The sequence below is a fragment of the Cyclobacterium sp. 10D3-21 genome (assembly GCF_055809755.1).
The window spans coordinates 3773060-3797331 of record NZ_CM147924.1 but is presented as its reverse complement, the minus strand read 5'-3'; the positions used below and the strand labels follow the sequence as shown (position 1 = coordinate 3797331).

The 24272-nt window shown below is 38.1% G+C and carries 13 protein-coding genes; 10 read left to right on the top strand and 3 right to left on the bottom strand.

Going from position 1 to position 24272, the window contains the following annotated elements; all coding sequences use genetic code 11:
• Positions 1–5: 5 nt before the first annotated feature.
• From AC0L7T_RS15045 to AC0L7T_RS15035, 3 genes are all read right to left on the bottom strand, one after another.
• Entirely contained in the window at positions 6–554 is a 549-nt protein-coding gene (locus AC0L7T_RS15045; protein WP_473336195.1) for an ECF-type sigma factor, read from the bottom strand.
• Between the two features lie 282 nt (positions 555–836).
• Positions 837–2189: a sensor histidine kinase gene (locus AC0L7T_RS15040; protein ID WP_473336193.1), complete on the bottom strand. Its 1353-nt coding sequence runs from the start codon at positions 2187–2189 to the stop codon at positions 837–839.
• Entirely contained in the window at positions 2189–3553 is a 1365-nt protein-coding gene (locus tag AC0L7T_RS15035; RefSeq protein WP_473336192.1) for a sigma-54-dependent transcriptional regulator, read from the bottom strand. The genes AC0L7T_RS15040 and AC0L7T_RS15035 overlap by 1 nt, the downstream gene beginning before the upstream one ends.
• A 204-nt stretch (positions 3554–3757) precedes the next feature.
• Here AC0L7T_RS15035 and AC0L7T_RS15030 point away from each other — a divergent pair, with 204 nt between their 5' ends.
• The 10 genes from AC0L7T_RS15030 to AC0L7T_RS14985 all read left to right on the top strand — a co-directional run bounded on the left by AC0L7T_RS15030 (position 3758) and on the right by AC0L7T_RS14985 (position 24265).
• Complete coding sequence (locus AC0L7T_RS15030; protein WP_473336191.1) at positions 3758–5104, top strand: TolC family protein; 1347 nt, start codon at positions 3758–3760, stop codon at positions 5102–5104.
• Positions 5105–5107: 3 nt separating this feature from the next.
• Complete coding sequence (locus tag AC0L7T_RS15025; protein ID WP_473336189.1) at positions 5108–6358, top strand: efflux RND transporter periplasmic adaptor subunit; 1251 nt, start codon at positions 5108–5110, stop codon at positions 6356–6358.
• A gap of 68 nt (positions 6359–6426) precedes the next feature.
• Entirely contained in the window at positions 6427–7122 is a 696-nt protein-coding gene (locus tag AC0L7T_RS15020) for an ABC transporter ATP-binding protein (protein WP_048643561.1), read from the top strand.
• 54 nt (positions 7123–7176) lie between these two features.
• Complete coding sequence (locus tag AC0L7T_RS15015; protein ID WP_473336188.1) at positions 7177–9573, top strand: ABC transporter permease; 2397 nt, start codon at positions 7177–7179, stop codon at positions 9571–9573.
• Between the two features lie 38 nt (positions 9574–9611).
• Positions 9612–12017, top strand: coding sequence for an ABC transporter permease (locus tag AC0L7T_RS15010; protein WP_473336187.1), 2406 nt, complete (start codon positions 9612–9614; stop codon positions 12015–12017).
• 27 nt (positions 12018–12044) lie between these two features.
• Positions 12045–14477: an ABC transporter permease gene (locus AC0L7T_RS15005; RefSeq protein ID WP_473336186.1), complete on the top strand. Its 2433-nt coding sequence runs from the start codon at positions 12045–12047 to the stop codon at positions 14475–14477.
• Positions 14478–14504: 27 nt separating this feature from the next.
• Complete coding sequence (locus AC0L7T_RS15000) at positions 14505–16937, top strand: ABC transporter permease (RefSeq protein WP_473336184.1); 2433 nt, start codon at positions 14505–14507, stop codon at positions 16935–16937.
• A gap of 54 nt (positions 16938–16991) precedes the next feature.
• Positions 16992–19382 (top strand): ABC transporter permease, encoded by a 2391-nt coding sequence (locus tag AC0L7T_RS14995; RefSeq protein WP_473336182.1) that lies wholly within the window; start codon positions 16992–16994, stop codon positions 19380–19382.
• A 17-nt stretch (positions 19383–19399) separates the two neighbouring features.
• Positions 19400–21796 (top strand): ABC transporter permease, encoded by a 2397-nt coding sequence (locus AC0L7T_RS14990; protein ID WP_473336180.1) that lies wholly within the window; start codon positions 19400–19402, stop codon positions 21794–21796.
• Between the two features lie 99 nt (positions 21797–21895).
• On the top strand, positions 21896–24265 hold the full coding sequence (locus tag AC0L7T_RS14985) for an ABC transporter permease (protein ID WP_473336178.1): 2370 nt from the start codon (positions 21896–21898) through the stop codon (positions 24263–24265).
• Positions 24266–24272: the final 7 nt, after the last annotated feature.

Below are 24272 nucleotides of genomic sequence, written 5' to 3'. Positions count from 1 at the left end.
GGAAATTATTTAAGTTCATTGCTCAACCATGCCCTTGCCAATCTCCAATCTCTTTTAACGGTTTCTACAGAAACCCCTAGCATATTGGCAATTTCCTGGTATTTATACCCTCCAAAAAAATGAAACTCAACCACACGAGAATACCGCTTGTTTATTTGTTTTAAGCCATTCAGGGCTTCATTAAGATTAATTAAACCTTCAGGTGTTGTGGTGACGATCTGCTCACTACCATTACCATAGGTTAATTGGATTTGATGTCCACCTCTCTTTACTCGCTTTTTTTGTCTTGCATAGTCTACTAAAAATCTACGCATGGCTATTGCAGCTATGGCTAAAAAATGATTTTTATTTTGAATTTCACCCTGGTATTTATCCATTTTCATATAAACCTCATGCACCAAAGCACTTGTATCCAGGGTTAAGGCATTATACTCGTATTTTAATTTATTGCTTGCCTTTAAGGAAAGTTCTTCATAGCAAACCTGAAACATTCTTTTTTTATGAGAATATGGGACTTCGTTATTTCTGGGATTATTTAAGTCAATAATATCCATGATTTGCCAACTTTTATTCTGTACAAATTAAGATACATTGGTTAATTCAGCAAATAATATTGGGAAAATCTTTCCTATTATTTGTCTACTTTAACCCTTCTTATTCCATCTAACAACTTTAAAGTCTTGGAGGGATTATAATAAAATTGAGCCATAGTTCCTACTTTATTAGTTCAGAAAGAGCGAAAAAACACAGCGGCGTGAGTAGCTCGTAATTCAGTAAATGCACATTAATTGTTTTGGCTTTCTTACCATGCAATTTTCAATGTCTTCGAATCCGGTTTAAAACAGTAAAACAAATGTAGTTCCTTTTGAAATTTCTGAATGCACCCTAATGCTACCCCCATGCAAATGCATAATTTGCTTGGACAAACTCAAGCCAATACCTGTTCCACCTTCCTTTGTAGTAAAAAAAGGAACAAATATTTCATCAATTTGATCCGGCGGAATACCAGGCCCGTTGTCTTTAACTTCTATGTATTTCCTGCCTTGTGCATTGATGGCTGCTTTTATGGTCAGCTCACCGTCATCTTGGCCTTCCAAAGATTGAATGGCATTCTTTGAAAGGTTGATTAAAACTTGCGCAATTTGCTTTTCATCCATGTAAAATTCTAGGGCCCCAGGTTCTACCAAAAGGTTAAATGCTAATTTTTTGTTGCTATTTTCCATTCGCATCAATACTTTCAACCGATCCAGTAATGATTTTATTCTTACCAATGATTTGTCCGGACTTGGGAGATCAAGGAAACTCCTATAAGACTGAACAAAATCCATTAAATCCTCTCCTTGAATTCGGATTACATTTAGCCCTTTCACCGTATTTTTAATTTGATCTTCATTTAAATTTTCCCATTTCAACTCACCACCTTCATCAATTTTATAGTATTTGGACAAGGATTCCGAGATGGAGGTAATAGGAGTGATGGTATTCATGATTTCATGGGTAAGCACCCTTATCAAGCGTACCCATGAATCTGTCTCTTTTTCGTCTAATTCTTTGTGAAGATCCTGTACGGTCACAAGGAGAAGCGCTTTCCCTTCCATTTTAATGGGTACAGCCTTGAAGAACAATTGGTTTTTTTCGCGCTCATTTACCAATTGATAATACTTTTGTTCAAAGGGTCCAAGTCTTTCAATCAACTCAAATAATTTCTCATCAATTTGCTGTAGTTGTTTGACATGCAAAAGTGGTCTGAAGTTAAGAAGCCTTTCCAAAAAAGGATTTGAAAAAAGAATATGTCCTTTCTCATCAATGGTCATAATGCCAATATCAATCTGCTTTAAAATTTCCTGGTAATACCTTTCCCTCGCCTGGAGTTGTAATTGTACATCCTGAATCAGTTGGTTTACCCGGTTTAAGCTGCTGTTTAATTCTTTAAAAGATTGAATGGAAACTTTTTCTGGAAAGCGAAGGGTAAAATCTTCATTTCTAATGGCGTCGAAAAAATAGGCAATTTTTCTGTTCGTTTTATTGATATAGGAGATAAGGAAGTAAGTTTGAAACCCTATACTTAATAACAATGCAGCACCCAAACTGTACCATTGAATAACAATTACATAGGCCATTCCTAAAGCTGAAATTGTGATCAAAAGTACCCTGATAATCAATTGAAAATAGAAATTTCGGCTGGCCATCAGTCTCTGATTTTTTTTATTTTATTATATAAAGTTTGTCTGGATATACCCAAGCGTTCGGCGGCTAGGGTATAATTTCCATCACATTCTTTAAGGGTGTTTTCTATCATCAAGGCTTCCATTTCCTCCAATGAACCGGGGAAAGAATCAAAAGAAGAGATGGCTGCTGAATTTAGGAAAAAGTCGGATGGTTTTAACACATTTCCTTCACTTAGAATCACGGCTCTTTCCATGGTATGTTGCAATTCCCTAACATTTCCAGGCCATTTGTATTTCAGCAGCTTTTCCTCAGAAGATTGGTTCATACGCAAACCTGGTTTACCATATTTGTGCATGAATTTTTCCAAGAAATACTGGCACAAAACCAGAATGTCATCTCCTCTTTTACGTAAAGGGGGGACATCTACGTGTATGGTGTTGATTCTATACATTAAATCCTCCCTGAAAAGTCCATCACTTACCATTTTTTCAAGATCACAATTTGTGGCACATATTAACCTTATATCCACTGGCACAGGCTTATTTGATCCTACTCTTACAATGGTTCTATTTTGAATGGCGGAAAGTAGTTTGGTTTGCATTTTTAAAGAGAGATTGCCAATCTCATCTAGAAATAGGGTACCACCATCAGCTGCCTCAAATTTCCCTGTACGTTCTTCTTTGGCGTCTGTAAAAGCCCCTTTGGAGTGGCCGAATAGCTCACTTTCAAACAGAGTCTCTGAAATGGACCCCATATCTACTCCAATAAATATTTCATTACTTCTTTGCGAACACCTGTGAATTTCTCTTGCTATTAACTCTTTACCCGTACCATTTTCTCCTGTTACTAAAACATTGACATCTGTTTGGGCTACTTTTCTAGTCAACTTCAAAGCATTTTTAATGGCTTCGGATTGACCTATTATAGAATGGTTGTGTTGGTTTATGACTTGCTTGAGGTTGTGTTCTTTTTTTTGAAGTTGGATGACTTGCTTTTGAGACTTTCGGAGTTGGTGCGCTGATCTGACAGTTGCCAGCATGCGTTCATTGCTCCAGGGCTTTAAAATAAAATCTACTGCACCATTTTTAATCGCTTTGACGGCAAGGTCTATGGAGCCATAGGCGGTCATCATTATCACGGAGATGTATGGTGCCTTTTCTTTGATCTGATTGAGCCAAAAAAGCCCCTCATTGCCAGAATTGACTCCCGCAGAAAAATTCATATCCAACAATACTATGTCTAAATCAGCAAATCCTGGATAAGAAGGAATTTGCTTGGGATTGTTTAGGGTCGCTACATGTTTGTACTCAAACTGCAATAAAATTTCTAAAGCACTCAACATGCTCTTGTTGTCATCAATCACCAGGATTTTAGCATCGATCATTTCTGTAATGGATTAGTATTGGGTTAAAACTACTATTCAGTAGGGAAACCTGCTAAAAAGTGTCAAATTTTTTGACAAATCACGTACAATTATTTTACAACGCACCTTGAATTTAATAGATAAATAGTTATATATGCCTGTATATCAGTATAATAAAAATTCTGGCATGAGGCTGGTATAAGTGTTTCACAGAATTATTAACGTATGGCACTAAAATTAAAAGCATTTCTACTTCTGTTAAGTTTTTTTACCTTGAAGGTACAAGCACAATCATCCTGGTCTTTGGAAGAATGTGTGGCCTATGCAATGGTACATAACCTGGAAGTAAAGGATTTTGAATATGTATCCCAATCAGGGAAGGAAAACTATAGGCAATCCATTAGAAACCTACTTCCCCGAATAGATGCGTCTACCGGATACAACATAAATTATGGTAGAAGTACTGATCCATTCACCAATGATGTGGTTACCAATGAATTCTTTTCAAATGGATATTCTCTTAGTTCCTCAATTGATTTGTTTCAGGGGTTCTTAAAAATGAATTCAATTAAAACCTCTCGATTTATATATGAGGCAAATCTACAGGAAACCTTACAACAAAAGTATTTACTTGCCTTTAGGGTGATGCGTGCATTTTATGACGTTCGCTTTTTTGAGGAATTGGTAGAAGTTGCCAAAGGACAAACAGAGGTTTCCCAGGCAAATTATAATTTGGTAAAAAGACAAATCGAGTTAGGTTTAAAAGCAGGTGCGGACCTTTATGAATCAGAATCACTTTTACTGTCAGACAAGCTTAACCTCACCCAAAGTGAAAACAAGTTGGAATTAGCGAAGCTTCAATTGATGCAGGAGATGAATTTAGAGGAAAGAGAAAATTTCTTCGTCGCAAGTAAAAAGCAGGAGGGTGGTTTTCAGAAAGTTTTTCAAGCCATTCATACTGATTCCATCTACCAACAGGCAGAAAGCTTTTTGCCCTTGCTAAAAGCGCAGGAATTCCGTGTAAATGCTGCCAGAAAACAGATCGATGTGAACAGGGCTTACCTGTATCCATCACTTTCCCTTTATGCGAATATTGGAACAGGGTATTTTCAAACAACAAGAGATACTTTAGGGAATACAATAGAATTCAGGAATCAGATTAGGGACAATACCTACAGGGCGGTTGGCTTGAGTTTAAATATTCCAATTAGCAGGGGATGGTCCACAAGATCACGAATCAAACAAAGCAAAATTGATTTGCTTAGAGTAGAAAATAACTTTGAAATTCAAAAACAGACCGTCTACAATGATATTCAGCAATTGGTAGTAGAAAACAAAGCCCTTCAGAATGAATATGCTCAAAGTCTGCAGAAAGTAAAAGCTCAAGAACTTACATTTCTTATCGCACAAAGACGATATGAAAAAGGACTTATTAGTATTTTGGAGTTAACCACAGCAAAAAATTTATTTTCTGCGGCCCAGAATGAGAACTTGGAAGTAGGCTTGCGCCTTGAAGTAAATAACAGTACCATCGATTTTTATAGGGGAGTATCCCTTTTTAACATTCAATAACTTATGGATATTATACTTGAAAAGAAAAAAGGGCTAAGGCCAAAACATTACGGATACATAGCTCTGGCAGCGCTGTTGATCTATGCAGGTTATCAGCTATGGTTTACCAGTTCTGTCTCTACTTTCCGTACGGAAAAGGGCAAATTATCCATAGCCGAGGTAGTTGAAGGGAAATTCGATGACTATATCACCATCAATGGAAGTGTTGCGCCCATTGCCACCATTTATATGGATGCCTATGAAGGGGGTCGGGTTACCGAAAAATTAATAGAAGAAGGAGCTATTGTTAAAAAGGGCGACATTATTCTGGTTTTGGAAAACAGAAGCCTTTACGAGCAAATACTCGCCAGCGAAAGTAATCTCGCTCTAAAACAAAATGACCTGCGTTCAACAAAATTAACTTTTGATTCCAGACAGGTGGAAGGAAGGAAATCCCTGGCAACAGCAAGTACCAACCTACAAAGGTTTAAAAGAAATTATGAGCAAAACAAAGCGCTGTATGAAGAGGAATTGATTTCCAGAGAAGAATACCTAATAGCGAAGGAGAATTATGAACTTTCTGAAAAGCAATATGAAATCGTTAAACTCCAGACCGAACAGGACAAAGAATTGCGTGAAACTTCACTGACGGGTCTTGATACTGATCTGGAACGGATGGAAAAGACCTTGTCTATGGTGTATGAGCGACTGGATCATTTGAATGTGCGTGCACCAGCAGACGGGCAATTGGGATTTTTGGATGCGGAAATTGGGCAGAGCATCGCTCAGGGAGAACGCATAGGTCAGATCAATGTATTGACTGATTACAAAATCGAAGCGGATATAGATGAGCATTATATTGATAGGGTTCAACGAGATTTAATGGCCGTATTGGAGCGGAATGGCAAGGATTTCAGCTTGCGACTAAGGAAAGTATACCCAGAGGTTAGAAGTGGGAAATTTAGGGTTGACCTGGTTTTCACAGAGGACAAACCTGAAAACATAAGAACCGGACAAAGCTATAATATCAAATTACAACTAGGAGAGTCCTCCGATGCCATGTTGCTGCCAAAAGGAAGTTTTTTCCAGAGTACAGGAGGTCAATGGGTCTTTGTCGTTAACCAGGATGGGGACGAAGCCATAAAGAGAAACATTAGAATAGGCAAACAAAACGCCAGGTATTATGAAATCCTGGAAGGCTTGCAGCCCGGAGAAAAAGTAATCACAAGTAACTATGACAATTTTGGTGAGGCCGATAGAATAGTTTTGAACTGATCTACTCCTAAAACAAATACATACGAAATAGATAACATACCTGAGCAATAGAAAAAAATAAATAAGATATGATAACCATTAAAGATTTAGTAAAAAGCTTTCGAACAGAGGAGGTAGAAACACTTGCGCTAAACAAGGTAAACCTCAAAGTAGAATCAGGGGAATTTGTAGCCATTATGGGCCCATCAGGCTGCGGAAAATCTACTTTGCTCAACATTATAGGCATGTTGGACAATCCAACTGAAGGCAGTTACAATTTCGCTTCCAATGAAGTGGCAGGTCTCCGAGAAAATCAGAGAACACAGCTGCGAAAAGGAAACCTGGGCTTTGTGTTTCAAAGCTTTAATCTAATTGATGAATTGACCGTTTTTGAAAATGTGGAATTGCCGCTTATTTACCTGAAAATGGGCAAAGCAGAACGCAGAGAAAAGGTAATGGCGGTTTTGGAGCGAATGAAAATTGCCCATCGTGAAAAACACTTCCCGCATCAATTGTCTGGTGGACAGCAGCAGCGTGTAGCCATAGCGAGGGCGGTAGTCACCAAACCCAAGTTGATCCTGGCTGATGAACCTACAGGTAACCTGGATTCGAAAAATGGAATGCAGGTAATGAACCTGCTAACTGAACTTAACCAGGAAGGAACGACCATCGTAATGGTGACGCACTCAGAGCATGATTCCCATTTCGCACACCGTGTAGTTAACTTATTCGATGGACAAATCGTGACAGAAAGCCAAAACAGAGCCATGGGGGCAGCATTATAGCTGTACCAAAATTCCCCTCACCTTTTACTCTTCACATTTTAGATACTGGCATTAATGATCAAAAATTACCTTAAAATAGCTTGGCGAAGCCTTCTTAAAAACAAGGTCCTATTCACTATCAATACCCTGGGTTTGGCATTGGGAATAGCGTCTTGTGTCATCATTTCTCATTTTGTCCTGGATGAATTGAGTTATGACCAGTTCAATGTGAAGTCGGATCAAATTTCAAGGATCGTTTTTAGAGCCAAAGTAAATGGTGAGGAGATAAAAGAAGGAGTGGTGATGGCCCCTGTAGCACAGACGCTTAAAGAGGAATACCCGGAAGTGCTGGATGCAACAAGAATTCGTAGGATCGGAACACCGAAAATCACCATTGACAATCAGTCTTATAGAGATGGGAGATTTGCCTACGTAGATCCAAATTTCTTCGAAATCTTTAGCCTGCCTATTATAGCCGGGGATGCTGGCAACCCATTGGAGCAACCGAATACTGCCGTAATAACACAACCATTGGCTTTAAAGTATTTTGGAACCAAAGATGCAACAGGGAAATTGTTTTACATGGAAAGTCAGGAACAACCCTATACTATTACGGGAGTTATTGAGGAGATGCCTGAAAATGCCCATTTTCATTTTGACCTCTTTGCCTCAATGAAAGGATTCCCTGAAGCCAACAGTAATTCTTGGTTTAAAGGTGATTTTTTCACCTATCTCTTGCTTGAAAAGGGATTTGATCACCAACAATTGGAGGCCAAACTGTCAGATTTGATCGGGAAATATATGGGGCCTTCCATGCAGGAAGAAATGGGCCTGTCCTTTGAGGAATTTACCAAAGACAACCAACTTGGTTTTATCTTACAACCACTGAGTGACATTCATTTGCACTCCGACAATGCCTCATACAGCGAATTAGAAGAAGGTGGGGACATAAAATATGTCTATATTTTCAGTGCAATAGCCCTGTTTATGCTTTTGATTGCTTGTGTCAACTTTATAAACCTGGCAACAGCAACTGCTGCTAAAAGAGCCAAAGAGGTCGGCATCCGCAAAGTATTGGGAGCCGATAAGAAAATGCTTTTCTACCAGTTTATCTCCGAATCCTTTATAGCAAGTACTGCAGCCATGCTTCTGGCAGTTGTTTTCGTAATTGTTATCCTACCTTTTTATGTGGAGTTTTCAGGGAAAGCACTTGAGCTATCCTATTTTTTGCAGCCACAGTTGCTATTGGCTTTGCCCATATTTACTTTTCTGATAAGTCTTTTGGCTGGAAGCTATCCAGCCATTTATTTGTCTTCCTTTCGGGCCATTCAGGGCTTAACCAATAGTACGTCAGGGGGATCAAATAAAAGCTTTCGAAGTGCATTGGTGGTGTTTCAATTTGTGATTTCGGCAGGGCTAATATTGGCGACCTTGGTGGTCAATCAGCAAATGAACTATATTCAAAACAAAGACCTGGGCTATGATAGAGACCAAATTCTGGTCATTAGGGATGCTTATCTGTTGGAAAATAATCAGGAGGCCTTCAAAAATGAGTTGATGAAAAATCCTAAAGTAAGCGCTGTGACCCAGTCTTCCTTTGTACCAGCAGGCCCTTCGGACAATAATGTGACACAGATTTATATCAATGGTCAATTCAATCGGCGGATGCCAGTGTTCAATATTGACGAAAACTATATTCCTACAATGGAAATGGAAATGGTTGCAGGAAGAAATTTTTCAAGAGATTTCGGCGCTGATTCATCAAATGTGATCCTTAACCAAACGGCAGTTGAGATTTTTGGATTTGGAGAAGATCCAATAGGGAAAACCATCTCAGATGGGACCCATACAAGTACGGTAATAGGCGTGGTAAAAGACTTTCACTTTAAATCTTTGCATCAACCAATAGAACCTTTGTTGATGTATTACAGGCCTTATGGTGGCTTGATCGTGAAAGCCAAACCATTGAACATGACTGCTCTCATTGCAGAGACCCAATCGTTGTGGAATTCTTTCGGTACTGCAGAACCTTTTGGCTTTTCCCTTATGGATGAATCCTACCAAAGGGCTTATCAAACGGAACAAAATATGGGAAAGGTTTTAAATGGTTTTGCGCTATTGACCATTGCTGTTGCGTGTTTGGGACTATTTGGGCTCGTCACTTTTACCGCCGAACAACGCTTTAGGGAAATTGGGATTAGAAAAGTATTGGGTGCTACCGTTTTTCAGATAGTGTCCATGCTTACCAAAGATTTTCTTCTTTTGGTGGGGATCTCTTTCTTCTTCGCCTTTCCTATTGGGTATTACCTGATGGAGAATTGGTTACAGGGATTTGCCTTCCGAATAGAGATTTATTGGTGGATATATGGCTTGGCTGCCTTGATTACGCTTTTTATTGCCTTTTCCACAATAGGCTACAAGAGCCTTATGGCGGCAAATTTAGATCCAGTAAAAGCAGTTAAGGAAGATTAGGTGAATGCTCAATCATTTATGCACTAAATATTAGAATAATGTACAGAAACTATCTAAAAATTGCCTGGAGGAATCTTACCCGAAGAAAGGGGCACGCACTTATTAATATTGGGGGCTTGGCTGTTGGTATTGCTGTATGTATTTTAATATTTATCGTTGTTCAGTTTGAACTTAGTTTTGACGATTATCATCAAAAGAAGGAGCGCATTTATAGGGTTTTGACTGAGTACCATCATACAAACACCCCTGTTTTTTACGGTGCTGCTATACCTTATGCATTGCCTGAAGGCATAAAGAGTGCCCTTCCCCAAATAGAAAAAGTAGCTGCTTTTTATGCTGAAAGAAATACCCAACTATTAATTGTTGACGATAGTGGAAAAACAACGAATAAATTCAAGGAAAAAAGTGGTGTTTTCGTTACAGAACCTAATTTATTCGACATCTACGACTTTGAATGGCTGGCTGGAAATGCTTCTGTATTAAAGGATCCTAACAATGTAGTACTCACCAGAGAAACAGCCATTAAATACTTTGGGAGATGGGAAGAGGCAATGGAAAAAACCATCAAATGGAACAACAAAGAATTATTAAAGGTAACAGGCATTCTAAATACGATTCCTAATAATTCAGATCTTCAGATCAAATTATTGATTGCCTATGGAACCGGGTATACCTCTAACTTCCTGCAATCCAGTGATTGGGATGGAACAGATAGTAGTTTTGGTTGTTTTGTATTATTACCCGACAATGTGTCTCCAGCCTCGGTAGATTTACAATTAAAAGTACTTTCAAAGGAGAATAAGGAGACTGATAACGAAGACAGCCACGTTTTACAACCTTTGGATGAAATCCATTTTGATACTGCCGCAGGGAATTTCAGTAACCGAAGTATCAGCAAAGAAATGATACAGGTATTATGGATTGTGGCTGTGTTTATTTTGCTGATTGCCTGTGTAAATTTTATTAATTTATCAACTGCCTTAGCCGTAAATAGAGCCAAAGAAATTGGTATAAGAAAAGTGGTTGGTAGCAGTAGATTGCACCTAAGGATACAATTTCTTACCGAGACTTTTCTTATCGTTGTACTCGCAGATCTTCTTGCACTGGTAATTGTTTCTTTATCCTTAAAGCAAATAGGTCTCTTGATCGAGTTACCCCTGACCTTCAGTATTGTCCAACCTATTGCAATGCTTTACTTTTTGATGTCTATTACTTTAGCTGTCACGCTTTTAGCAGGGTTCTATCCAGCCTTTGTGCTTGCTAAATTCAATCCAATTAATGTATTGAAGAGTAAAGTAGCTGCATTTGCTTCTGGAGGAATTGCCTTACGAAGAAGCCTGGTTGTGTTCCAATTTATCATTGCCCAAGCCTTGATCATTGGTACCATTATCGTGGTAAATCAAATGGACTTTTTTAGTAATCAATCCCTGGGTTTTGAAAAAGATGCCATAGTGAACGTTTCTATTCCTAATGACAGTACAGCCAATGCAAGAATAGATTATTTACGAAATGCACTATCGGCTATAAATGGGGTCAATAGTGTAAGCTTTAGTTCGAGTACTCCTATGGAAGAGGGGAACAGTTGGGGGAAATTCACTTTCGATAAGGCAGTAGAAGAAAACGAATTTTATTCAATAAGGAAAAGAATAGACCATGAATTTTTGACTACCTATCAATTGGAATTGGTGGCTGGACGAAACTTTTTACCAGCGGATGAAACTCTGGAGTTTTTGATAAATGAAACTTTGGCTAAAAAACTTGGTATTAATGATCCTCAAGAGGCACTGAATAAAGAAATTAGGTTGGATGATACCAAAGGACTGGTCGTGGGAGTGGTCAAGGATTTTCAAGAACGATCATTAAAGGATAACATCGCAGGAGTATTTATGTTTCCGCAAAAATTAAGATACAACCTGGCTGGTATAAAATTACAATCAAGAGAGGCATTAGGCACAATAAAGGAAATAGAAAACCTATGGAATGAAACCTTTCCAGACTTTGTATTCGAATACAATTTTCTGGATGACAAAATAGCCGGGTACTACGAACAGGAAAAACGATTGTCTCATTTGTACCAATTGGCCGCTGGGGTTGCCATATTCTTAAGTTGTTTGGGATTATTCGGACTTGCATCATTTATGATTATGCAACGGATCAAAGAAGCGGGCGTAAGGAAAATCCTTGGAGCCAGTAAAAGTAATCTAGTGTACCTATTCTCAAGGGAATTTATTGTTCTAATAGGCATTGCATTTTGTATAGCGGCACCTCTTTCATGGTATTTTATGAACCAATGGCTGGAAGCGTTTACCTATCACATTAATATTTCTTGGGATGTTTTTGTAATTGGTGGCACAATCACAATGTTAATTGCCTTGGCTACTGTAGGCTTTCAGGCCCTAAAGGTTGCCAATGAAAACCCTGTAAATAGTTTACGGGCAGAATGAATAGTATGCAATCAAAAAGGAAAGATTATGTTTAAAACTCATCTTATCATCGCATGGAGAAGCTTGAAAAAGCAACCCTTTTTCACTTTTCTCAACATTTTCGGACTTACTGTGGGCATGGCAGGAGGACTTCTTATCGCATTGTACATTTACGATGAGTTGAGTTATGATCAGATGTTCACTGATGCAGAACAAATTTACCGCTTAGATGCAGACATAAAGTTCGGGGGATCGGAAAACAACACGGCTGTTTTGCCTGCACCTATGGCTGGGGTTTTGGAAAGTGATTTCCCTCAAGTGGAAATTGCCACCAGGTTTAGAACTTTGGGCAGTACATTTGTTACCAAAAGTGGCACCTTACAAAAGGTGAAGTTATCAAGAACTACCTATGCAGACCCTTCATTTTTGGAATTGTTCGGTATTGATTTACTCGTGGGAGACAGCGAAACGGTTCTTTCGGAACCAAACAAAGTGGTCCTTACCAAAACTGCTGCTGAAAAGTTTTTTCCAGTAGATGAAGCATTGGGGCAAACACTCGTTTTTGATGGGGGAGACATCTATACTGTAACCGCCGTAATTGACGACTTGCCTAGAAATTCATTTTTGAGTGAATTTTCCCTTTTTATAGCTATGGAAGGCTATGCTGATGCTAAAATACCCCATTGGGGTAGCCACAATTACAATACTTTTGTAAAATTAAAGCCAAATACCAAGATCGCTGATTTTGATGCTGCGCTACCTACTATTGTGAAAACCTATGTGATGGCCTGGGCCCAAACGGTCTTCCCTGGTATCACTGAGGAGCAGTTCGCTGCATCAGGCAATTATATTCGCTACAGTACCATTCCATTGACCGACATTCACCTACATTCTCAGCGAACAGGAGAAATGAGTGCCAACAATAGTATTCAAAATATCTATATTCTCTCCTTTATTGCGCTGTTTTTGATTGTTTTGGCAAGCGTCAATTTTATGAATTTGAGCACTGCTAGCTCTTTAAAAAGGGCTAAAGAGGTGGGCATACGAAAAACTTTAGGATCCAATCGATACACCTTGATCCAGCAATTTCTGACCGAATCAGGCCTTATCAGTTTTGCCTCCTTGCTTTTGGCAATAGGTTTAACCTTACTAATCCTGCCGTACTTCAATGACCTATCTGACAAGCAATTGTCTCTGCCATTTATGTCTCCTGGTTTTTGGTTGATGCTTCTTGCGGCCACAATCCTTTTGGGTTTGTTTTCTGGAAGTTATCCTGCTTTCTTTCTTTCACGATTTTCACCGATTAAGGTACTTTCTGGAAATGGAGGGAGTGCTGTTGGGGGCGGGAAATTGCGCAATGCATTGGTCGTCTTTCAATTTGCAATATCTGTATTTCTAATAGTGGCAACCTTGGTTGTTTATGGACAATTGCAATTCATACAGCAAAAGGATCTTGGGTATGAAAAAAACCAGGTATTAATCATTAATGATGTGTATGCGCTGGGTTCGAAGACAAGCACATTAAAGGAAGAAATTCGGGAATTGGCCCTAGTTGAAGAAGCAACTTTAAGTGGGTATTTACCAACCCCTTCCAATAGAAGTAGTAATTCGTATTTTGAGGAAGGCGTTTCCGATCAGGAGAAAGCCTTGAGCATGCAAACATGGGCGGTGGATCATGAATATGTGGCTACCTTGGACCTTAAAATCCTTGCTGGAAGAGACTTTGACAGAGAAAGGCCTGCAGATTCCAGTGCCATGCTCATCAACGAAAGCACCTTGAAAGTGCTGGGTATAACAGCTGAGGAAGCTTTGGGAAAAAGGTTTTATTCCAATATGGTGGATACCGATCAGGAATTCTATAAAGTAATCGGAATCATCAATGATTTCCATTATGAATCCCTTAGGGAAACCATTAATCCCTTAAGTTTGGTAATAGGTGAAAACCCAGGCCTTATGGCCATAAAACTGAATGCAGGTGATTTTTCACAAGCCATCACCCAGATTGAAACCATCTGGACCCAGTTGGCCCCTGAACTTCCTTTTAATTATTACTTTATGGATGCCTCATTTGACAACACCTACCAATCAGATCAACGGTTGGGTAAGCTGTTTGTCATTTTCACGGTCCTTTCTATTCTGGTGGCTTGTCTGGGACTATTTGGGCTGGCTGCTTTTAATGCGGAAAAACGGACCAAGGAAATTGGAATCAGAAAGGTATTAGGAGCCAGTGTAGGCCAAATATCCATTAGGTTATCAGTTGATTTTTTAAAGTTAGTAGGAGTTGCGGTGCTTATATCATTGCCTTTGGGCTGGTATGCCATGAACAAGTGGCTTGAAGAATTTTCCTATAAAATAGAAGTGGGTTGGTGGGTTATGGCACTTGCAGCTTTTCTGGCTGTAGCCATTGCCATTCTTACAGTTAGCTATCAAAGCATAAAGGCGGCGATAGCTAATCCGATAAATAGTTTAGGGACGGAATAATTTTGATGCAATTTAAAAACCAGTATCATGTTTAGAAATTACCTTAAAATTGCTTGGAGAAGTTTGAAGAAACAGCCTTTCTTTACCTTTCTAAATACCTTCAGTCTTACCATAGGTATTGCGGGGGGCATGCTCATATCTCTGTACGTTTACGACGAACTGAGTTTTGACAAAATGTTCATTGATTCTGACCGTATTTACCGCATCAATGCGGACATTAAATTTGGTGGTGCGGTCATGAACATAGCTGAAACCGGAGCTCCAATGGCTGGTACAATTCTAAATGATTTTTCCCAGGTTGAAAATGTTACCCGGATCAGGAATCGGGGGAGTTTACTGCTCAGAAAAAGTGGTACTGAAGAAAACACAAAGGAAGACCAGGTAGCTTTTGCAGATTCTACAATTTTTGATTTTTTTGGAATAAACTTGTTGGTAGGGGATTCAAGAACTGCGCTCACTGAGCCAAATACGATGGTGCTGACCAAAACAGCCGCAGAAAAACACTTCGGAGTTAACAATGCTTTGGGCCAAACTTTATTGGTAAACAATGAGGAAACTTATACGGTAACCGGCGTGATGGACGACCTGCCCAAGAATAGTTTATTGAGGGATCATTCTCTGTTTATGGCATTGGCTGGGTACGATGATGCACAGCAAATGTTATGGACCAGCCACAATTATTTTACATTCATCAAACTGATATCAGGTGCAACTATTGAAGATTTTAAAGCGCCTCTGCATTCAATGTTGGAAAAATACATCTTTCCATATGTTCAGCAGTTCTATCCCGGAATAACTGCGGAATCCTTTGCTGCATCCGGCAATTATTTAAGGTACAGTACCATTCCTTTGACTGATATTCACCTGCATTCCAATCGCCACCATGAGCTCAGCGCCAATAGTAGTATTCAAAATGTATACATTCTTTCATTTATAGGTTTGTTCCTAGTTGTATTGGCAAGCGTTAATTTCATGAACTTGTCAACGGCTTATTCACTAAAAAGAGCCAAAGAAGTTGGCATTCGCAAAACCTTGGGTTCTAACAGGTCCCAACTGGTTTGGCAATTCCTGAAAGAAGCAGGTTTGATCTCTTTTATTTCTTTGCTGCTGGCTGTAGGGATTGCAGTCTTAACACTGCCCTTTTTCAATGAACTTTCGGGGAAATCAATGACCCTACCTTTTGCAGCCCCTTATTTCTGGATCATTTTGTTGTCGGCTACCATACTGTTAAGCCTTTTTTCAGGTAGCTATCCTGCCTTCTTTATGTCGAAATTTGTGGCCGCAAAAGTCCTTAAAGGGAGTGGACAAAGCAGTATTGGGGGAGGAGGGGTTCGAAACTCACTTGTCGTTTTCCAGTTTGCCATTTCGGTTATATTGATCGTGGCTACTTTGGTTGTTTTTCAGCAACTTAATTTTATTCAGGGTAAAGACCTGGGCTATACCAAAGATCAAATCCTGGTGATTGATGATGTATATGCAACTGGTAATCAAATTGAAGCCTTTAAAGAGGAAGTTCAGCAATTGGGTCAGGTGGCAAATGTTTCTTTGAGTGGGTATTTGCCTACGCCATCCTTCCGACAGGACAACGGTTTCTTTAAGGAAGGATCTACCGAACAGGAAAATGCTTTGCAGATGCAAAATTGGCAGGTAGATCATGATTATATATCCACCTTGAATATGGAATTAATAGCCGGTCGTGATTTTGACAAACGTTACCCTTCAGATTCTACGGGGATGATAATAAATGAATCCGCCTTGGCAATTTTAGGGCTAAAACCTGAAGAGGCCCTGGGCTTGAGACTGTCTCAGGATTTAGGGGAAGAAAACCCAGATTTCTATAAAGTTATTGGGGTAGTTAAAAATTTTCATTTTGAATCTTTAAGGGAAGATATTGGCGCATTGAGTCTTTCTTTAGGTAGCTCTTCAAGTACAATGGCTGTAAGGATAAAATCTGGTGATTTCCCCAATGCCATTGAAGGCATAGCGTCAATTTGGACCAAAATGGCCCCCGGCCAACCTTTCAACTACAGGTTTATGGAGGATTCATTCAATAGGGTCTACGAATCCGAACAAAAACTAGGACAGATCTTTATGGTATTTACTGTTTTATCCATAATGATTGCTTGTCTAGGCCTATTTGGTCTGGCTGCTTTCAACGCCCAAAAGCGTACGAAGGAAATTGGTATCCGAAAAGTTTTAGGAGCAAGTGTGGGGCAAATCACCCTGCGTTTAACGACGGATTTTCTAAAAATGGTAGGCATTTCCATTTTGATAGCCATACCCATAGGATGGTATGCCATGAACAAATGGCTTGAGGATTTTACCTACCGGATAGAAATCGGTTGGAGCATATTTGCTTATGCTGCCTTTCTGGCAATAGGCATAGCCATTCTAACTGTGAGCTATCAAAGTATTAAGGCAGCGATAAAAAATCCTAGTCAAAGTTTAAGCACGGAATAAAGAAACGCAGCTTCTAAAGTGTAAAAGTAATGGCCGCTAAAAACCAAAAATATCATGTTCAATAACTATCTAAAAATTGCTTTGCGCAATATGGCTCGAAGTAAATTATTTACGACCATCAATGTTTTTGGTCTGGCTATCAGTATGTCTGTGGGCCTATTGATGATTATGTTTATTTCAGATTTATGGTCGTACGATGATTTTCACGAAAACAAAAATAATATTTACCGTGTCATTACCCATAACCTAGATGCTAATGGTCGTTTGATGACCCTAGCATCTAGCTCCGTAAAGGCCGGCTACAAAATTAAGGAAACTGTCTCTGGCATTGACGAGTTGACATTAATTCGTAACGGTTTTGGTGGTGATGCCGAAATAAGCGATAGTAAAGTGCCTTTACAAGGGTTATGGGCCGATAATTCTTTTTTAAAGGTATTCACATTTCCGTTGTCGGAAGGTGATCCCGGTTCCGCACTTCTAGAACCATTTTCACTGGTTCTCACTGAAAAGTCAGCCAAGAAATTGTTTGGAAATACAGATGCAATAGGTAAAACGGTAAAGTTCGATACCCTTAATTATACGGTGACAGGTGTTATGAAAGATATTCCAAAACTTTCACATCTCAATTTTGAGGCACTGGTTTCTTTTTCTACTGTCGAACTACAGAAGCCAAGTGATGATGGCGATTTTTTAGGGTGGGGAAACTTTTACAGTAATTACATCTATGTTGCAGTTCCAAAAAACCAAGGTTTACAAACGTTACAATCTCGAATTGATCAGCTGTGTGAAACGGAGAATGCTGGAATTGATAACCAGAAAATCACACTGTCGTTACAAGCGTTAAATGAAATTTCTACAGGTAATACCCTTGTCAACGAAATAGGCCCCCATTTAGACGTCATAGCTATTTGGGTTCTAGTAACATTGACCTTTATCGTATTGCTCTCGGCATGCTTTAATTATACCAATCTCTCGATTGCGCGAGGCTTAAAACGTACCCGTGAGGTAGGCATCCGGAAAGTAATCGGCGCTAAAAAAGACCAAATTCTTTCACAATTTATTATAGAATCAATCGTAATTGCACTTCTTTCGCTGGCCTTCTCGTTTGTATTTTTGCTGTTCTTGAAAGAAGAATTTATTGGGCTGCATCCTTATATCGAACAATTAGTTTCATTGAAATTGTCAAAAGGTCTTGTGTTCGGGTTTATTGTATTTGCCGTCTTTATCGGCTTACTGGCAGGAGTATTACCGGCACTTTTCTTTTCCCTAACTAAACCCTTGTCCATATTAAAAGGATTCTCCTCGATCCAGCTTTTTCAGAAAATAAACTTGCGAAAGGGCATGATCGTGGTCCAGTATGCTTTTTCCCTAATATTTATTACGACAACCATTGTCGGCTACAACCAGTACAAAAGTTTTATAGCTTATGACCTAGGTTTTTCCACCGAAAATATCTTGAATATAAAATTACAAGGAAATAAGCCCCATGTATTTATCGAAGCACTTTCCGAAATACCTGCGATAACTGAGATTTCGCAATCGAGAATTATCACTAGCCTAGGAAATATTTATGGTACGCAATTGAAGTACAGAAACCCCAATGACTCTGTTATGGCAAGACAAAATATTATAGATGAAAAATATTTACCGATGCATGGTCATGAGTTTTTATCAGGAAATAACTTTAGGCGTAGGACAGGTAATGGCTTAGAAGACGAAGTTATCGTAAATGAAAAATTGTTAAAGCGATTCAATATCACGGAAAATGACCCTGATATGGCCCTTGGAGAAACGGTTACTGTAGATGGAAAGGAGTTGACTATAATTGGGGTACTGAAAGATTTTCATTATGAAAAACCCATGCAATCGATAGAACCTGTAATCATGCGGTATTCGGCAAACCCTGGAAATTATATTAATGCAAAGATAAGTTTAAACGATTGGCCAGCTACGCTAGCCAGTATCGAAGAGGCTTGGGAACGAATAGATGATATTCATCCAATGGAGGCAACGTTCTATGAAGATCAAATCGAGTATTCCTATAGTCAGTTCTCAATTATGATAAAGGTAATCGGTTTTTTAGCCTTCCTTGCGATTTGTATTTCTTCCCTAGGACTTCTGGGAATGGTTGTTTTTACCATCGAAACGAAAATGCGCGAAATTAGCATTCGAAAGGTACTTGGGGCTGCAGAAGGCAGTTTGATTTATCTGTTGAGCAAAAACTTTTTTATGTTACTTGTGCTTTCGGCGGGTGTTGCCCTCCCAGTTACGTACCTGCTTTTCGATAAGGTAATACTAACCAATTTTGCCTATCATCAACCGATTGGTTTGGTGGAATTATTAACAGGGTTCCTAGGTATTTTAATCATTGCTGCACTAATGATAGGCTTAGAAACCTTCAGGGCTGCACGTACAAATCCTGCTAAAATTCTTCGAGATGAATAATCAAAAAACAAATAATCATGCTTAAGAACAACCTTAAAATCGCCTGGCGAAATATAAAACGAAACAAAGGCTACAGCTTTCTGAATGTTAGCGGTATTGCCATAGGTCTCGCGGCTTTTTGGTTGATAGCATTGTATGTAGCCGATGAACTTAGCTATGATCGATCCTTCACCAATTCGGAGCAAATCTTTAGGCTTGCTCAGCATGCGAATTGGGACAATGGAAAAATGGACATTGCCCTTACCTCCCCACCATTTGCAGTCGCTTTAAAAAATGAATTCCCTGAAGTGGAAGAGGCAGTAAGAATCAATATTGAAGGTGGTGACCTAATCAATTACGGCAATAAAAGTATCAACCAAGAAGGCATTTGGTTTGCAGAAAATACTTTCTTTGCGCTTTTTGATTATCCGTTTCTTTATGGAAATGGCGCAGCTGCCTTGGTAAATCCGGGAACCATCGTCATTACAGAAAGCCTTGCAATTAAAATTTTTGGGGATGCCTCAAAAGCAATCAATGAAACTATTGCCCTGGGCAACCAAAAACAGCCTATCAAAATAACGGGGGTAATAAAGGATCTTCCTCAAAACTCCCACTTGAAATTCAGTGCAATCCGTTCATTTGCAAGGGAAGACCTGAGAAGTGAAAATTGGAATGCTGCTTTTCTCTATACATACCTTCTTTTAAAGAAAGGGACTGACCCAGATTCATTTGCAAACAAGTTGCTTCCTTTTGAAAAAGACCTGGCCAACCGAATGAATTTTTCTGATTTTAAGATAGAATTACAAGCATTGACAGCTATTCATCTGCATTCTCATCTGGATTATGAATTAAGTGCCAATGGAAATGCCGGATTGGTCTACTTATTTATTGTAATTGGGCTACTAGTATTGTTGATTGCGGTAATCAATTACATGAACCTATCTACAGCACGCGCCACCATGCGGGTGAAGGAAATCGGTATCCGGAAAGTGGTAGGATCTGAAATAAAACACCTCGTAGGGTTGTTTTTAAGTGAGGCAATTTTGGTCACCTTTATTGCTTCACTTTTAGCCTGTTTTATCGTTCAATTAACCCTTCCTGTATTTAATCAATTTGCAGAAAAAGATTTAACACTCCTGCATTTCGGAGCTTTTAAAACCATTGGGGCAATTGTTCTTTTTACGGTTTTGACAGGGGTTTTATGTGGGAGTTATCCTGCCTTGTTTTTGTCAAGGCTTAAAATGATTCCTTCACTCAAAGGGCAAATTAGCAATATGGGTACTAGTATTTTCTTACGGAAATCACTGGTAGTAGTCCAGTTTGTCATTACAGTTTGCCTGATTAGTGGCTCCTACATTATTTACAGACAGATGCAATTTGTCTCTCAAAAAGACCTTGGATTTGACAAAACTCAGGTGCTGATAAGCCATATCGATGATGTAAAAGTACGTAGCAAAATACCAGCATTGAAAGCTACACTCTTGCAAAGCCCTTTGGTAGAAAGTGTGGCAACAGCCGGTAATCCATTAGGTACCAATTACCTTGGCAAATTTAGTTTCTTTTTTGAGGTGAATGGAAAAATGCAAACCACTGCCAATATGGCAAATTTTCTCTACATCGATGAGGATTTTTTACCAACCAATGGAATGGCAATATTACAAGGTAGAAATTTCTCACCTGATATGCCCACAGATAAAGAGGGCACCGTAATCATTAACGAAACATTGATGAATTCCCTTGGCTATACAGATGCCATTGGAAAGAAAATCAATTATAAATCCGGAAATGACAGCCTGGTAAATCGGCAGGTTATCGGGGTTATTAAAGATTTTCATTCAACTTCTTTACAGCATAAAATCGAACCTATGGTACTGTTGATGCCACCAAATGATAGGGAAAGAGACAATCTTTATATAAAAATCTCAAAAGGTAAAGCGGTTGCAGGGATTGCATTTGTAAAAAGTACAATGGAACAATTCGATTCCGAAAATCAAGCAAATGTCCATTTTCTCAATGAAAACTTTAACCAGCAATACCTGGCCCAGCAAAAACAGGGAAAATTATCACTCGTCTTTACGATCCTGGCTTTTATCATTTCGGGTCTGGGACTGTTGGGTCTGGTGATCTTTGTCACTGCTCAGCGTAGAAAGGAAATTGGTTTAAGAAAAGTCCTTGGGGCTTCCATTATCTCTGTTACCCTGATGTTGAGCAAAGATTTCGGAAAACTAGTCGCCATTGCCTCTTTAATCGCCTTTCCCATTGCCTGGTTTGGCATGGATAGATGGTTACAGGACTTTGCCTACCATATCGAAATTAAATGGTGGATGTTTTTGATATCAGGGGCCATTGCGGTTACCATTGCCATGACTACAGTAAGCTTTCAGGCATTTAAAGCTGCCTTAACAAACCCCGTAAATAGTTTACGGTCAGAATAATGAATTGACGTTGAATTTTCTGGAAAGGAAAAATTGATTTATATAGTCTTAATTATCAGGCAATAAGAGCAATTAGTAAAAATTATAAATTAGAAAATAATGCTGAAATATTACATCAAATTTGCATTAAGAAACTTCAGAAATAATAAAATTATTTTTGTGGGAAGTCTTTTAACCCTATGCTTGGGTGCCTTGTGTATTTCTTTATTGTATTCTTATGTGCCGGATCAATTAAATATGGATGGATTTCATGAGAATAAAGAGAATATTTATGTAATTACCAAACAGTCTTCAGCCAAAAGTTTGCCAGAGGTTTTCGATCCAACTTTATATTTAAATATTGAATACAAAGATTTTCCTGAATTAAGAAGTCATACAATGGTGAAAAAATATTCTGATGGAGAATTATTATTTACCTACGATAATACTACTTTTTCAGCAGAAGGATTGGTAACAGATAGCTTATTTTTTAGCGTTTTTGATTTTAAATTATTGATAGGGGATGTCAATAATGTACTCGATGATCCAGACGCTATTTTATTAACAGAGGACTTTGCTAATATTATCTTTGGTGACGAAGATCCAATTGGGAAAAGCATAGACGTAGGAGACAGGAAGATAAAAAAATTCACTGTAAGGGGTATTCTAGACAAAGTGCCTTTTAATAGTTCTATAGAGTTTGATTTTATTATGCCCCAACAATATAACGATCTCAATTTTTTCAACAGGATGGGCGGCAGTTTTATTTTGGTAGATAATAGCTTTGATAAAGCTGTTTTTAAAGAGAGAATAAATCAATTTGAAGACAAATACAATCGATTCAAAGAAACCACATTAGATATTTTACTTTTTGATTATAAAGAGATCAACAAAAGTAATGTACAAAGTCTTGGTATTTTTAGTCGTACAGTGAATGAAAAAAACCTTTACATACAAATTATTATTATGCTGATTATCCTTATTATATCTGCATTAAACTTCTCTAATTTACAAATTATAAATACAAATTCCAGAATTAAAGATACAGCTTTAAAAATAGTAAATGGCGCGAATAAATATCATGCAGCAAAACAAATGTTTGTAGAAATGTTAGTTTTAGTAGTAATAGGTACGTTTATCACAACGATAGCCTATGTTTCAGTTTTACCAACTTTTACAAGTTTAACAAATATTAATCTTTCTCCTTCATTGTTAGAAGTCATTAAAATTAATTGCGTTGTCCTTTTAATAATCGCTACTATTGGTATGATTTATCCATTTATATTAGGAATTAAAATTTCTTTGATAAATGGTTTAAGAAATATGGTTATAAATGAAAAAAAGCTCAAAGGAAGGGGAGTAATAGTTGTTTTTCAATATGCATTATCGTTTTTATTGTTGATATCGTCTATGGTTGTAGCCAAGCAATTGTCTTTAATGCTAAATATGGATCTGGGATTTAATCATAAAAATATAGTGAGTGCTCAATTGTGGACTGTACCATCAAATATAGAATCAAAGGAAGATGCAGATAAGTTTCTATCAAAAATTAATCTTGGTAAGAATGAATTAAAAAGCAATAGTAATATTAAATCATTTACTAAAGGGGATAAACCAATCGATTCATTTACGATGGATTGGAAGAAAAAGAATGATGAAAATGAACTTGAAACCCATAATATGTTAAAGGTTTCTCCTAATTATGAAAATTTATTTCAATTGACATTATTAGAAGGTCGCTTTTTTGACAATGATATAGATCGTTCTCGTGAAAATAAGATTGTAATTAATGAAGCTGCAAAAAAGTATTGGAATATAATAGATATCAACAATACTATAATGGAACATGAATCCTGGGGAGATTATAAAGTTATAGGTGTTGTGCAAGATTTTAAATATCAACACCTTTCTTCTATAACCCAACCTTTAATTATGATTTATATGGAAAATGTTGAAGATCCTTATATTGTCGAATTTCATGATGGTTCAATTGAAAGCGGGTTGGGATTCCTTGAGAAATTTTTTAAAAATAATAACCCTCAAGCATCCTTTAGTTATACCTTTTTAGAAGATGACATCGCCTCCCTCTACCAAAAAGAAAAACAATTAGGTATAAACTATATATTGTTTACAGTTATTGCCTTGATTATTTCTGTAATAGGACTTTTTACTATCGCTATTTATGATACCCGAAGAAGGGTGAAAGAAATAGCCGTCCGAAAGGTAAATGGGGCTCAGGTTTGGGAAGTGATTTCCCTTTTGAATATCAGTTTTATAAGATGGGTTGGATTGGCATTTATTATTGCTAGTCCAATAGCGTATTTATCGATGGAAAATTGGCTCCAAAATTTTGCTTATAAAACCAATATTAGTTGGTGGATATTTGCCTTGTCTGGTGCGTTTACCTTATTAATTTCATTGTTGACGGTGAGTTGGCAAAGTTATAAAGCAGCAATAGCAAATCCCGTTAAAAGCCTCCGAACCGATTAAGTTTTAG

What these genes read in the sequence shown, in the direction of transcription:
- AC0L7T_RS15000 (WP_473336184.1), top strand. Translation starts at nt 14,505, where the DNA reads ATGTTTAGAAATTACCTTAAAATTGCTTGGAGAAGTTTGAAGAAACAG.
- AC0L7T_RS15005 (WP_473336186.1), top strand. Translation starts at nt 12,045, where the DNA reads ATGTTTAAAACTCATCTTATCATCGCATGGAGAAGCTTGAAAAAGCAA.
- AC0L7T_RS15020 (WP_048643561.1), top strand. Translation starts at nt 6,427, where the DNA reads ATGATAACCATTAAAGATTTAGTAAAAAGCTTTCGAACAGAGGAGGTA.
- AC0L7T_RS15030 (WP_473336191.1), top strand. Translation starts at nt 3,758, where the DNA reads ATGGCACTAAAATTAAAAGCATTTCTACTTCTGTTAAGTTTTTTTACC.
- AC0L7T_RS14995 (WP_473336182.1), top strand. Translation starts at nt 16,992, where the DNA reads ATGTTCAATAACTATCTAAAAATTGCTTTGCGCAATATGGCTCGAAGT.
- AC0L7T_RS14990 (WP_473336180.1), top strand. Translation starts at nt 19,400, where the DNA reads ATGCTTAAGAACAACCTTAAAATCGCCTGGCGAAATATAAAACGAAAC.
- AC0L7T_RS15010 (WP_473336187.1), top strand. Translation starts at nt 9,612, where the DNA reads ATGTACAGAAACTATCTAAAAATTGCCTGGAGGAATCTTACCCGAAGA.
- AC0L7T_RS15015 (WP_473336188.1), top strand. Translation starts at nt 7,177, where the DNA reads ATGATCAAAAATTACCTTAAAATAGCTTGGCGAAGCCTTCTTAAAAAC.
- AC0L7T_RS15025 (WP_473336189.1), top strand. Translation starts at nt 5,108, where the DNA reads ATGGATATTATACTTGAAAAGAAAAAAGGGCTAAGGCCAAAACATTAC.
- AC0L7T_RS15035 (WP_473336192.1), bottom strand. Translation starts at nt 3,553, where the DNA reads ATGATCGATGCTAAAATCCTGGTGATTGATGACAACAAGAGCATGTTG.
- AC0L7T_RS15040 (WP_473336193.1), bottom strand. Translation starts at nt 2,189, where the DNA reads ATGGCCAGCCGAAATTTCTATTTTCAATTGATTATCAGGGTACTTTTG.
- AC0L7T_RS14985 (WP_473336178.1), top strand. Translation starts at nt 21,896, where the DNA reads ATGCTGAAATATTACATCAAATTTGCATTAAGAAACTTCAGAAATAAT.
- AC0L7T_RS15045 (WP_473336195.1), bottom strand. Translation starts at nt 554, where the DNA reads ATGGATATTATTGACTTAAATAATCCCAGAAATAACGAAGTCCCATAT.